Below are 12,749 nucleotides of genomic sequence, written 5' to 3'. Positions count from 1 at the left end.
GGGACGCGGCGCAGTCCCAAGAGCGGGGGTGCATGTTCACCGGGACGCGAGGTCGTCAGCTTGCGTGACGGGCGCAGCCTGGCGCGCAAGGTGCCGCGTCCCGGCTGGATTGCTACGGCGGTACCGGAAACAGAAACGCCGGCACGTGGCCGGCGCTCGTCGAGCCATTGATCCGCTTACGCGCGGTTGCTGCTGTACACGGCCAGGCCGACGTCAGCCGGTCGCACGAAGATTGACCGGCCGACTACTGAATCATGGTAGCTCGCAATACACGCGAAGCCCTTTCGTGCAAATTCCTCTTCGTTGCTCGCGATCAGACGCTCACGCGTTCCACCTGGCCGGTTCAGTCGGTCGCTTTTATAGAAACGATCCATCGCCTGTGCGATGTCCGCCACCTGACCGATGTGCGTACACGTTTCCCAGTCCGGTTCGTAGAAGCCCCTGCTCTTGCGCGTGGCTTGCTCAGTCTCGAATGCGTCGAGTTCGGCCAGGTACGCCGCATCGGCGAGGTCCACACACCGCGTCAACGATGCCTCTCCATTGAGAATGCGGCGGCTGTCTTCCTTTAGGCGCAGATCGGTATGATCGAGCTGATCGCGTCGCGACAGATCGCGCATGCGCTTCTGGTGGTGCAATCGCTCATAGTGCGATTGGCGGTCGTGCAATTCTTTGGCTGCGTTGGTCATCGTCGTTCCGTCCTGTAATGATATGGCGGTCATACTCAGTGCGTCCTTGATCTGTTACTGGCGTCGTGCATCGCTTAACGCGCTACTGAGGCGCACGACTGCCTCGGGAAGCGGATCGCCGTCGCGATGCACAAAGCTGCGAATTCCCGGATCGACATTTGCGGCGAAGAACTGCAGCGCAACGGCCCGCGCCTCCGCCTCCAGAATTCCTGCCTCCGGATAAAGCTGGTCAAGCGTGCGCAATTGCTTGTGAACCAGACGACCGATATCGCTCCACGTGCGACGTGGCGCACGACGCCACACGGCGAGAGCATCCGTTACGATCGTGTTCAGCAGCACGCGGATCTGCGCGCAGCGCACGGGTTCCTGTGTACGCAATGGCCAGCGCGCCGGAAGTGTGAGGCTGGCGGATATGTGGATTTGCATGATGATTCTCAATCGAAGTGAAGCGCTGGCTGAGCGCTCCACGATTTGTTTAGATAGTGAGCGCCGGGGCGCGGCTGCAGGTCAGAGGTCGCTCCAGGCTACATCCGCAGTGACTTCACGGCCCATCCCAAAGGAGCGCGTAACGGTGTGCTTGATGCGCTCGCGTGTGCCGTCGATAGTCAGCGTGCCCTTGCCGAAGAAGCGCCCGAACAGCGCGCGCTGCTCGGCGGCCAGAAGCGTGCCCTGCCACTTCGCTAGACGGTCACCGGTACGGGCAACGAGAAACAGCGCAAGCCTCGCAGCAAGTTCGAAACGATTAGCCTGCGCGGTCAGAAGCGGCTCGCTGTCTCGCACGACAGGCGCGAGCTTTGCGTCGCGGTAGGTTCGCTTGTACGGCGCGGGGCCATACGAGAGTGCCCAATCGACCGCGTGCTGCACGCGATCGCGCGCTTCGGCGGGAGACCGTGCAACCGTCGAGCCGTATTGCTTCGCATCGCGCATCAGGCGAATGTCGAAGAATTCGCGGCCCGGACGCGGCTCGAATCGCAGCACGTCGATCTGATAGCGCCCACCCTTCGCGGCCCCTTCCCAACGTTCAACCAGTTGCGCGCTCATGCTGCCTCCACACGCTTGCCGAACATGGTCAACGCGATCTTTTCCAATCGTCCGATTGCATCCAGTACGTCGCCTCCGTTTGCCGTGCTTACGACGATGTGATGCGCGGCGTTGCGAGGGCGGCCCGCGAGATCACGGGCTACATGCACCATCGCTACGCCGGCGGCGACGAGCGCACGACGCGCGAATTCCGCAAAGTTCGGGGCCTCGCCCAGCGCTTTGTCATCCTTCATCATCCGGCTGCGGATGCGCTCGATCTTCCGAACCGCCGCACGCATCTCGTCCAGTTCTGCGCCGCAGACATTGCTGAACGCGACGCGACGCCCGAACGATTCCGCGCTGTGGTCACTCACGTTCGCGCGGAATTCGATATTGCCCGCATGTACATAGCCGGTCGCACCGATGACGGCGTGACTCAGTTCGACAATCAATTCCGTTACACAGTGTTCGTGCTGCGCAAAAACAATGGCGTGAATCTCGGGCTTCGGGTGGCGGCGTCGTGTCATTGCATAAGCTCCTGTTTTTTGCTGACCGGGCCCCAAGATTCGGAGCCCATCGTAGGGGTTTCCTTTCGGCGGGCGCTTGTCAGGTTCCAGCGTTGCCGCCGTTCCCCTGAGTTCATCGCCCTGCGACGACGCAAGCCGGTTGAGGCCGTGCGTCAAGGAGGCAAGTGCGGGGTGTTGGGGCGGGCAGGCGCGCAGCGACAACACGGCCCCGCACGCCTTGACGTCAGGCCGAGGCCGGCTAAGGTCGCGGGTATGGGCGATAAGGGGGAATGGACGGCATGCGACCTATGCGATCGCGCGAAAGGCCCGCGCGGGTAGCGCCCCTTCGCGGAGCATCGCGACGCGACTGGATTGGGTGGCCCGCGCCGGGCGAAGCCCTAGAGCGGTCCGCTTCTGTTCACCGGGGCGGGGAATCTGCGAGCGGCGCGTCAGGCGAAGCCTGGCGGGCGGCTCGCCCCGGCCCGGCTGACTGCGGGCGCGGTATCCGGTTTCGCATGCGAAAGAGCGAAGAGCCCTGCAGCTCCTCGCGGCTTGCGATACGGACTATTCGGCGCGCTGCTCGATCAGGTCGAACAGGTTGGCGCCGTCCAGTTCAATGGTCTGCGTACCGGTGAAAAGAGAGTGCGAGACCCGGATTACTTCCGATGGCCCGATCTGTGCGAGTGCTACCAGATCTTCATGGCTGAGCGGCACGTCCAGCGACCCGAATCGGACGATGCCTTGTGGGGGTTTCGCGTGGGTCCACGGCGTCATACTGACGTCCATGGTTGCGATGGTCCGGCCGTTCTTTGCCACGGTATGCGGGCCGGTAACGTAATTGAAGCGCGCCATTTCCTCGCGCAGCTTGCCTTCCGTTACTGCCTTCACTGTCGCGTTGCGCGCGTCGATCAGATAACAGTCGCGACTCGGGCCAGTGTGGAGCGCTGCGTCCAGTTCCTCGTTCATGCGCGGATGTCTGCCGAGCTGCACAAGATGGGTTCCGCTATCGCGAATAACCCAGCCGTACATGCCTGTCGCGTAGGTACGCTGCAGATATGCGCGATCATGCTCATAAAAGTCCACTGTGTAATGTCGCAGGCGCGCGTCCGGCTTTTCGACAATGGCGCGCATGGCGTCGAAAACTCGCGCCACGCGCGACATATGCGCGGAGTTTTTCTTCGCTGCCGTGATGGCTTCGGCGGCGATGGTTTCAGCGGACAACGAAAGTTCGATCTGCATGATGCGCTCCTGTTACGCGAAAAGAGGAAGTTGTGTGCTGACGACGTCTTGCACGTCAGCCGCAAGAACACTGTTGACCCAATCCGGCTTGGTTTTTTCACCGGCCCATGCCTGGGCGAATTCCTTCAAGCAGGCAACGCAGCACTGCGCGCGATATTCATCGCGCTCAACGGGCGCATACACCGCATGGTGAGCGACGCTGCCGTCGCGCGGTGCGCCGCACAGCGTTGCGCCGGCAGCGGGGCCGGTGTGCGTCAGATGGATACGGGACGGCTTTCGCGCTTCGATTGCGTCCTGCTCGACGATCGGCGTCGGCGCAGCGGCGTCCACCTGCTGGTGTCGGTCATACCCTGCGCGCTCTGCCTGCAAGCGCTTCGGGAAACAGACGCCTGGGGCATGCTGGTGGGCATAGAAGTACTCGCCAACTGCGATGCGCTTGTTGTGTCCGAGCCGGTGGCTCGACGCGTGGTTCGCGCGCTGCTCGCTTGTGTAGCGCTGAAAGCCGCGTGTGGCCGGAAAGCGTTTCCTGTATTCCTCAAACGTCATATGCACCCCTCTGGTGGTTTGCGCTGACCGGGCCCCTAGATTCCGAAGTCCCGGCGTAAAAGATGTTTCTGCTGAGTCGGCGGCGTCTCTCGCCGTTGCCGCCGTTCCCCTGAGTTCGTCGTCCCGCGATCAAAGGAGACGCGGCCGTAGCTGGGTCAAGGATTCAAGCGCGGGGTGTGGGGCGGGATGGAGCGACTAGCGACTGACACGGCCCCGCGCGCCTTGACGCAGCGCAGGACGAGGCTACGATCGCGAGAAAAGGACGGCGAAACGAGGGGGACGGGAATTCGGCACTGAGAGCCGTGGCGAAGCGAAACGCCGCGCGGCGAGCGCAACCTCGCGTAGCAAGCGATAGCGCCGCGGAGCGACATTTCGTCGGGGTGCTCGCGAAGAAGAGCGCAGCTCAAGGCGCGTGTTCTACTGTTCCGGGGCGACGATGTGCAACTGGCGTGACAGGCGATCGCCTGGCTCGCGAGTTGCGGCGTCCCGGCTGGATGGCAGTGGATCCAATGGCAAGGTGAGCTTTTTCAGGATCACAAAGTAAAAGGCCCCTGCCCGTCTGCCTGCAGGGGCCTCAAACATCATCGCGCGGTCAGTGTCGGGTCCGCACGTGCGCCGCGTTCAGGATGTCGATCTTCTCCCGCCACCTGCCGGCGGCGTCTGCCGAGTCTGAGCGTCCGGACACAGCTGCGTCTGCGGCACGCAACCGGTAGGTGAGGTAGGAGGTCAGTGGACTGTCACTGTCCAGATGCCCAGCACGTTCAAGATGGTCATGCAGGGCGCCGACGGCATGATGGAGATCCATGAACACGCCGCGACGAGCCAGCTCCATCAGCAACTGCTCGGCCGAAGCAGATCGGAGTACGTTGGCCTGAGCATCCGGCGAGGCGGACACCGCACCGTCCGGCACCGGTCCATTCTGCGCGTCGACCAGCTGCGCCGCCTCCGGAAAACGCCGCCGTAAGTGCGGATACTCGGCAAGAGCCGCGGCGCTCGGCAGCTCGTCATCAAACGGCAGGCCGGTCGGCGAATGCGAATAGAGGGCGTTGTTTAGCTCCCTTTCATGGGCCTGCATCAGTCCAGCTACGCCCAGGTGATCAACAAAGCCCAGCCTGGCCCCTCGAAAGAACACTTCGGCCGCCCTGCCGTGATTTTCCAGCGGCTTGAGAAAGGCCTCCCGGCAGAAGGCTTCGAAGATCATCTGTTGCGGCCGCAGCTCTTGCGGCGCGGCGTTGATATATTTCGACATCGGCAGTTCTCCTGTTAAAAATCCCGATTCACTTTCAATGGCGCGTGGGTCTCCGTCATGCCGCTGCAGCCAATTCGATTGAGGGCGAGTCAGTCATACGGGCGCGCTTCATCACATACGAGTGAAGTTGACCCGCAAAAACGGACGCCTATCCTTTTGAAGAGGAGGTGCCGAAATGGGCAAACATCGTACCCCGTACCCGGCGGAATTCCGGGCACAGATGGTCGAGCTGGTAAAGGCCGGGCGAACACCCGAGGAGCTGGAGAAGGAGTTCGAGCCGACCGCGCAGACCATCTACAACTGGCTGGCACAGGCCGGCCGCGATGCGGGCGTGCGCCATGACGGACTGACCACCGCCGAGCGGCAGGAGCTTTCGCGGCTGCGTCGTGAGAATCGTCAGTTGAAGATGGAAAGAGACATCCTCTCTCACGCAGCGGCCTGGTTTGCCCGGGAGACGGGAGCCGTATCGCCGAAGGATACGGATTCATGAGAGCGAACCGGGCCCGCTGGCCCATCGCCACGATGGCGCGGCTGCTCAGGGTCTCCACGAGCGGCTATTACGGGTGGCTGACAAGAGAGCCATCGGCGCATGCATGCAGTGACGCGCAGTTGCTGGCGCGCATCCGCACCCTGCATGCAAGCTCGCGTGGCACATACGGGGCGCCACGTATCCATGTGCAGCTGCGGCGTGATGGAGTGCACGTGGGGCGCAAACGGGTGGCGCGTCTGATGCGTATGGATGGTCTGTGCGGGGCCACCCGCCGGCGCTGGAAGCTCACCACACACCAGCGCGCGGGAGCGCGGCGCGCGCCCGATCTGGTGCGCCGCCACTTCAGCGCCGCCGCGCCGAACGTGCTATGGGTGGCTGATGCCACCTACATTCCGACCGGCGAGGGTTTCCTCTATCTGGCCGTAGTGCTGGATGTATTCAGTCGGCGTATTGTCGGCTGGGCGATGTCGAACCATCTGTACACCGAACTGATGCTACGCGCACTGGACATGGCACTATCGCAGCGGCGGCCCGTGGGCGTGATCCATCATTCGGATCAGGGGTGCCAAGGCGGATTCAACTGGTCGTCGCAACACCTCTAATAATGGAGGTGTTAAATGGGAAGACCACGAGGTTGGGCCTCGCAACGAACAGGGCGGCCGATGATGCCGTCGCCCGGTAGACCTGGCGTTAATCAGTTGGAAACGAAGAAAGCATTCTGGAAATGCATTGCCGAGGGAATGGAGAGCGAAGGCGCCGCTTTGGCGTGCGGCATGTCGCGCCCCCTGGGTCCACGATGGTTCCGTGAAGCGGGAGGCATGGCGCCGATCGAGCTGGCGCCAAGCTCTGGTCGCTACCTGTCGTTCTCCGAGCGCGAAGAACTCGCATTGCTCTTGACTCAAGGTCACGGGGTTCGTGAGATCGCGCGACAGTTGCGTCGCTCGCCTTCGACAATCTCGCGAGAATTGCGGCGGAACGCAGCGACCCGTAGTGGTACGCTAACGTATCGGGCCACAGTCGCTCAATGGAAGGCCGAGCGCGCGGCGGAACGTCCGAAAGCCGCCAAACTGGCAGAGAACGAACAGCTGCGAGCATATGTTCAGAATCGATTAGCCGGAGCGGTTACTGATTCACGAGGCAAGCCGATTGCCGGTCCGAACGTACCGTGGAAGGGACGACGACACGGTCGCCGGGCGGATCGACGCTGGGGTACGTGCTGGAGTCCAGAACAGATCAGTCGTCGCTTGCAAGTCGACTATCCGGACGATATGTCTATGCGGATCTCGCACGAAGCCATTTATCAGGCGCTCTACATTCAGGGCCGGGGAGCTCTACGACGAGAACTGTCCGCGTGTCTGCGTACGGGCCGGGCGCTGCGCGTGCCACGCGCCAGAACGGAACAACGGGGCAAAAGTTTCATCACCTCCGAAGTTATGATCAGTGAGCGTCCGGCAGAAGTTGATGATCGCGCGGTGCCGGGCCACTGGGAAGGCGACCTGATTATCGGCCTGAACAGCTCCGCGATTGGTACGCTGGTTGAACGAACAACCCGCTTCACGATGCTTCTGCATCTTCCTCGCATGCCAGGCCACGGTTCTGGTACGCGACTGAAGAACGGACCAGCGTTAGCGGGGCACGGAGCCGAGGCTGTTCGCAACGCTATCGCCGCGAAGATTGCCAAGCTGCCTGATCATTTGCGCAAATCGCTGACATGGGACCAAGGAGCGGAGCTGGCTCAGCATGCGCAGCTAAAGATCGACACGGGCTTAGAAATTTACTTTTGCGATCCACAAAGCCCGTGGCAGCGCGGAACCGATGAGAACACCAACGGCCTACTTCGACAATACTTTCCCAAAGGCACCGACATCAGCCGATACTCCGAGCGTGAACTCGACGCGGTCGCCAACGCCCTAAACTGCCGACCACGCAAAACTCTCGGATGGAAGACACCTGGAGAAGCGCTAGACGAGTTACTATTCGCGACTTGATGACGGGTGTTGCGACGACTCCTTGAACCTAAGCAATATACGTCGATTGCCTTCGGACGCCGCTGCCGCGAGGCAGGCGTGCAGCCATCGATGGGGACGGCCGGCGACGCCTATGACAACGCGATGTGCGAGTCGTTCTTCGGCACGCTCGAAGCCGAACTGCTGATGCGTGAACACTTCGATACCCATGAGCAGGCGAGGCGGCGCATCTTCTCATTCCTGGAGGGCTGGTACAACGTACGGCGCCTGCACAGCGGTATCGGTTATCGCACACCGCTCGAATTCGAAAGCCTGCATGCGCAGGAGCAAACGCCATCGCAGCGCGGGTTGCCCACCGCCGGGCAGCGTCATGGTCGTGACAGGCGACCCGCCGCCCGGCCGTGGACAACCCGCGACCCAACAGTTCATGGAGGATCAACAACACATTAAACCCAACTGCAAATCTGTCCGTCCAACCGGGTCAACCTCAGAGTAGGCGTCACTAGCTCGGCTCGCCGCCGTGAATAGCGCGTTCTTGTCTTTCTTTAGCACTCGGAGCCATGAGTCGAGATGGGACGCGTGATGCTCGAGCTGGCCGTCTTGCATGCCGATGCGGGCAAGGCAAAAAGCCGCACCGAATTCAGCGACTAGTTCCTCGAACGCGTCTCCGTCGTCGCCAAAGCGCGCGCTGAAGTCACGGGCCAAACGCGAAGAGTGCGCGGTCCAGTGCATCAGTCCGTGGGTGGCAGCGCGATAGAAACTGGACAGATCGGCGAAACGACCGCGTTCCGGCAGGAAACACTCATCAGTGCTCGCCCGGTAGAAAGCGTGTTCTCCTGTTTCTACGACCCGGGCGCCGGTCTGCTTGAGGATATGTTCCGCTACGTCGACCGGTGCGAACTCCTCACAACGCGAGACCGACACAACGCCGTCGATTTCCTCGACGTTAAACACGCTGAACGCCACCGGATCCGGAAAGAACTCAATCTCCCCCGTCTCCGGATCGATGTGCTCCTCCTTGTCGAACCGGACAAGCCGACAGCCCTTCGCACCGCGGCGCACCTGCGCACCGATTGCCTGCGCCTGGTTGTAGGTCATCCACTCGTTGCGGGCAAAGCCCCTCTCTGCCGCTTCGAGCCACAACAGCAGCAAGTTCGCGCCGTTGAACATGTTCTTGGTGGCGTAGTTGACAGGCAGGCCTCCAGACGCGCTGCAGGCCCATAGATTCGCCGGCGACATCCGCCCCGCTTCCATGGCATTCACAAGACGGTCGGTGACTTCCTGCTTCAAGTCGCGCTTGATGGTTTGCTTCAGAGCTTTCATGATTGATGTCGTCCCTTCAGTTCGTGGATCAGGTGGTAGTTCTGGCTACGCATGGACCGGCTTGAGATCAGACAATGAGATCCACGTCTGCGCCGGCGCCCCCGGTTTCACGTCCAGCATGGCAATGCTCGCGGTGTCACCGCTTGGACCGTCGAACAGCTCTTCGATCCGCGCCGGTCGCGCCGGCAGATCAGGCCGCGCCCGGTAGGCAATCTGGACGCTGTCGCCAATGGCGTACACGCCGAGCCGGCGATACAGCGGCGTGCCGTTCGGCTGGAACCCAACCACGTTGTCATCCGGCTTCGCGATTGCCCGGAGATATGCGCCGAGTTGGGACCGCTGATAACCGATACCGCCGTTGGTTTCTTCAACGCACGTGTCCGGAGCCAGACATCCGCTGGTGGACAGGTGCGAGACCGCGGCACGCATAACGCGGCGATATTCTTTGCCGCCGACCAGCAACACACTGCGCGCTTGCGCTGGCCAACCGTCGCACAGGTAGCTGGGAAGATCGCTCAGCATCGCGTCAGCGCGCTCGGTCGACATGCGGTGTTCGTACGGCGCGATAATGGTATCGGCCCGCAGAAAGCCGTGACGTGCCGACAGGATCATGACTTCCGGGCTTGCCTCGTGCCGCACGTTCGCACGGTAAGTGCTATACATCACGCCCCGATAGAGATCGAGCGCTGGTGCCGGCTGCTCCAGCTTCGTCGCGGAACAGGCCATGATGATGAGATGCTTGCTGGTGTGAGTCATTAGAATCCTGACGGATAGTTATGTATCGAATCTGCGTGTACAACGTGCGGCCCGTTCACTCCCACGCCAACTGCATCTGCGTAGAGACCGGGACTGGAACAATGGGGATGCCGGCGCTGCGCGAGTCGAGTGCGTTGTCTTCGTCCCGGAGCGTGTCGGACAGCAGCGCAAACCGGGCACGGTCGGCATCGCTGCGCTTCACTCGAAAATCGGCATCAACAACGTCGTTCACGCGAGCCCACTGGTTCCACGAAAAGTTGCGGCCAAGGCCTACTGTTGTCGAAGTACTCGGGAAGCGGTCCGCGTTGCGTACCAGCTCGTCCCAACTCGCGCCGAATTCAACAGCGTCGAACCGGCTGTGTCGGCCAGTCAGCGCGGTTCGCTCCAGGAGCAACGCGCGCTCGAGGAGGTCGGGATGATTTGCGGCCAGCCAGTACAGCTCCCATCGTTTTGAAGCCGGACAAAAGAAGCACGCTGACTTGACCGGCACCATCTCGGCGCCGAGTGCTTCGGTGATGGCGCGAACGCAGTCGCGGCGAGCCCAGCGCACAAGCTGCAACGGGTAGACGTACTCGAAATCCGCGTCGGATGGCTTCAGCCCTTTCGACCTGCGCATATCGGCGGGGCCGCAGTCGTAGCCGATCAGCTTGATGATTCGCTGGCCCTTGGCTTGAGCCGATACCCACACTGGGTGCGGCGGCCTTGCGTTCGGGCCGGACTTCGCGCCTTTCAGAAACTGGTCCTGTGGGGACTGCTTCCACTTGATGCTGCAGGACTTCATGCCGAATGCCAGCGATGGCAGAGTCTCATTGGCGAGGCAATTTCCATACAGGTCGGAGTAGCCGGTGGACGCGAGAGGAACCTTGCGGCACACGTCGATCAGTGGCCAGTCCCAGGAGCGCAGAACCGCGTTCATGTTGTCGACGTGCGCAATGGTTTCCTCTTTTTCGCCGCCGGTGTCTGCGAAGGTAATGACATCAGGACGAAGGTCAGCGGCACGGAGCGCGACAAGCATCGCGGTGGAGTCAACGCCAGAACCGAAGCACACAGCCAGCGACCGACCGGCCAACGCGTCGTGGAGAGCTTGTCTCTGCGACGGCGACAGCATCGTGTGCAGATTAGCCGTCAGTCCACCGTACCGATGACGCGCCCCGCGCTGCTTGCCAATGTTGTTTTCCATCCTGCCCTCACATTCGTTCAAAGCTGACCGGGCCCCTAGATTCCGAGTCCCGGCGTGAAAGATGTTTCTGCTGAGTCGGCGGCGTCTCTCGCCGTTGCCGCCGTTCCCCTGAGTTCGTCGTCCCGCGATCAAAGGAGACACGGCCGCAGCTGGGTCAAGGATTCAAGCGCGGGGTGTGGGGCGGGATGGAGCGATAGCGACTGACACGGCCCCGCGCGCCTTGACGCAGCGCAGGACGCGGCTACGATCGCGAGAAAAGGACGGCGAAACGAGGGGGACGGGAATTCGGCACTGAGAGCCGTGGCGAAGCGAAACGCCGCGCGGCGAGCGCAACCTCGCGTAGCAAGCGATAGCGCCGCGGAGCGACATTTCGTCGGGGTGGACTGCGCGAAAAGGGCAACGCCCGACTCGCGCTCAAACGATCACCGCCTCGCGAATGCGGGGCGGCTGTAGTGCGCTGATCGGACCCACTGCGTTTTGCCGTCGGTGGATGCAACGTCGTGCGACGCTGCTGATATACAGCGGCACTTCGGATGAAGCGCATCTCTCAATATCAGTTCGCGATCTGTGCAGCGGCGACGCTATACTGTTTCGCTATCTTTCGACATTCACATGACCCAGCAGCTGCCCTATCCCTTCACCGACGCGATCGAGGCGATCCTTCTCGATAAGACTGGCGCACGTGCGCTGCTTCTCGACGTACTCGCTTCGATAGTCCATCCCGACATGGTCTGCAGTCTCTTCGCGCTCCGCTCGATGGCCGAGGCTGACAAGCTGCTCGCACAGCGCTGCATTGAGTACGCGCTCGTCGCCGGCTTAACGCCGCAGGAATCTGCGGCCGTTTATCGATTCATTGAGCCGCGGATCGCGGCCAGGTTCTGATGTCGATATTCGCGTAAGTGAGCGGAAGAAAACTGAAATAAAAATCCTCTGAATAATCCTTGCGTTCAGGGTTTCACCTGGGGTTAAATAACAGTGCTTCGACGCTAATTGCAGCGCACGAAAGCAAAGTTTGTTTCTTCCGAAAAGGCAGTCGGAGGCCCGCTCTAACCAGCGGGCTTTTGGCTTTTTAGGGCGCGTAATTTATGGGCCGTGCGCTGGCACGCGATCTTGTCGCGGCAGCGACGGTCATGATAAATTCACGCTCAGCGCGGCGGTGGCCCGCGCGTATTAGGTCCATCGGCCTCTAGTGGGCGCTACGAACCAGGAGAGCCATCGCGGTAAAAGTTGTGTGGGGATTGCGGACCGAGTCTCACCCGAGCTTTTGATCGGGTTAAAACGGCTTGCCTGAAAGGGCAGGCCGTTTTTCATTGTGGCCGCTGAGATTCGGTCGACCTGCCAGCTACGAATGCAGCTCTGGCCAGCACGTGGTCCGATAGACGCTGATACCTGTTCTCAATGACCCTCTCGCGCCTCAGCTCCCAGGAGCGGCCGGCGACATGCAACCTACCCGTCCCCTTCCGCAATGGTCGCGAAGCCCTCTGTGGCTGTTTGGGCTGGCCGGACACGCCGAAAATCAGCCGGACTCCCCCCTTTCCTGCAAAACTCGGTTTTTTAGCCGTGGTGAAACGTTTCGGTTGCACGGCAAAAGGCGAGCACACGAGCGCGTGGAGCCGGGGTCCGACTTGTCGGGCGCCGGCGATTATCGCGCACTTAGGGGTGCGGGGTGCCGTAGGCGCCCCGTAGCCCTTAGTGCCTGCCGCTCGATGTCCTTGGCTATTGGTCGGTGTTCTTCCAGGCCTGCCCCTGTGGGGCCACGATTTGCTTTTGGGGGGTGTGGCCAGGGC

Annotated in this window: 13 protein-coding genes and 2 pseudogenes; 5 read left to right on the top strand and 10 right to left on the bottom strand. The window is 61.7% G+C overall.

Features of this window, described 5'->3' with window-relative positions; all coding sequences use genetic code 11:
* Nucleotides 1-176 precede the first annotated feature (176 nt).
* From FFS45_RS40600 to FFS45_RS40570, 7 genes are all read right to left on the bottom strand, one after another.
* Nucleotides 177-686: a hypothetical protein gene (locus tag FFS45_RS40600; RefSeq protein WP_137960208.1), complete on the bottom strand. Its 510-nt coding sequence runs from the start codon at nucleotides 684-686 to the stop codon at nucleotides 177-179.
* Between the two features lie 54 nt (nucleotides 687-740).
* Entirely contained in the window at nucleotides 741-1,112 is a 372-nt protein-coding gene (locus tag FFS45_RS40595) for a hypothetical protein (RefSeq protein WP_137960207.1), read from the bottom strand.
* 81 nt (nucleotides 1,113-1,193) lie between these two features.
* Entirely contained in the window at nucleotides 1,194-1,727 is a 534-nt protein-coding gene (locus tag FFS45_RS40590; RefSeq protein WP_062093137.1) for a hypothetical protein, read from the bottom strand.
* Nucleotides 1,724-2,437, bottom strand: coding sequence for a hypothetical protein (locus FFS45_RS40585; RefSeq protein ID WP_137960206.1), 714 nt, complete (start codon nucleotides 2,435-2,437; stop codon nucleotides 1,724-1,726). Before FFS45_RS40585 ends, FFS45_RS40590 begins: the two co-directional genes overlap by 4 nt.
* 339 nt (nucleotides 2,438-2,776) lie before the next feature.
* Nucleotides 2,777-3,451, bottom strand: coding sequence for a hypothetical protein (locus FFS45_RS40580; RefSeq protein ID WP_137960205.1), 675 nt, complete (start codon nucleotides 3,449-3,451; stop codon nucleotides 2,777-2,779).
* Between the two features lie 12 nt (nucleotides 3,452-3,463).
* Nucleotides 3,464-3,997, bottom strand: a complete 534-nt coding sequence (locus tag FFS45_RS40575) for a hypothetical protein (protein WP_137960204.1) — start codon at nucleotides 3,995-3,997, stop codon at nucleotides 3,464-3,466.
* Nucleotides 3,998-4,589: 592 nt separating this feature from the next.
* The gene (locus tag FFS45_RS40570) at nucleotides 4,590-5,246 is read right to left on the bottom strand and encodes a hypothetical protein (protein ID WP_137960203.1); all 657 of its coding nucleotides are present in this window, start codon (nucleotides 5,244-5,246) and stop codon (nucleotides 4,590-4,592) included.
* Between the two features lie 175 nt (nucleotides 5,247-5,421).
* On the opposite strand from FFS45_RS40570, the gene FFS45_RS40565 reads away from it, so the two are divergent.
* The 4 genes and pseudogenes from FFS45_RS40565 to FFS45_RS42670 all read left to right on the top strand — a co-directional run.
* A complete protein-coding gene (locus FFS45_RS40565) occupies nucleotides 5,422-5,736 on the top strand; it encodes a transposase (RefSeq protein WP_137960202.1) in 315 nt (104 codons plus the stop codon).
* Entirely contained in the window at nucleotides 5,733-6,338 is a 606-nt protein-coding gene (locus tag FFS45_RS40560) for an IS3 family transposase (RefSeq protein WP_137960201.1), read from the top strand. Before FFS45_RS40565 ends, FFS45_RS40560 begins: the two co-directional genes overlap by 4 nt.
* Nucleotides 6,339-6,353: 15 nt before the next feature.
* Nucleotides 6,354-7,750: pseudogene (locus tag FFS45_RS40555) on the top strand (IS30 family transposase).
* Nucleotides 7,751-7,757: 7 nt separating this feature from the next.
* Nucleotides 7,758-8,012 (top strand): annotated as a pseudogene (locus FFS45_RS42670) (integrase core domain-containing protein); the annotation flags it as partial.
* A gap of 126 nt (nucleotides 8,013-8,138) precedes the next feature.
* Here FFS45_RS42670 and FFS45_RS40545 read toward each other — a convergent pair.
* Genes FFS45_RS40545 through FFS45_RS40535 form a run of 3 tightly spaced genes read right to left on the bottom strand, consistent with a single transcriptional unit; the run spans nucleotide 8,139 to nucleotide 10,962 of the window.
* Entirely contained in the window at nucleotides 8,139-9,026 is an 888-nt protein-coding gene (locus FFS45_RS40545) for a zincin-like metallopeptidase domain-containing protein (RefSeq protein ID WP_137960198.1), read from the bottom strand.
* 45 nt (nucleotides 9,027-9,071) lie between these two features.
* Nucleotides 9,072-9,782, bottom strand: a complete 711-nt coding sequence (locus FFS45_RS42185; RefSeq protein ID WP_212745811.1) for a DUF6884 domain-containing protein — start codon at nucleotides 9,780-9,782, stop codon at nucleotides 9,072-9,074.
* Nucleotides 9,783-9,837: 55 nt separating this feature from the next.
* A complete protein-coding gene (locus tag FFS45_RS40535; RefSeq protein ID WP_212745810.1) occupies nucleotides 9,838-10,962 on the bottom strand; it encodes a hypothetical protein in 1,125 nt (374 codons plus the stop codon).
* A gap of 612 nt (nucleotides 10,963-11,574) precedes the next feature.
* Between FFS45_RS40535 and FFS45_RS40530 the strand changes: the two genes are divergently transcribed.
* Nucleotides 11,575-11,844: a hypothetical protein gene (locus FFS45_RS40530; protein WP_062092303.1), complete on the top strand. Its 270-nt coding sequence runs from the start codon at nucleotides 11,575-11,577 to the stop codon at nucleotides 11,842-11,844.
* Nucleotides 11,845-12,749: the final 905 nt, after the last annotated feature.

The organism is Burkholderia sp. 4M9327F10, from assembly GCF_005503145.1.
Classification (GTDB): Bacteria; Pseudomonadota; Gammaproteobacteria; order Burkholderiales; family Burkholderiaceae; genus Paraburkholderia.
Note: the sequence above shows the minus strand (reverse complement) of the source record. Positions and strands in the feature narration are given on the sequence as shown.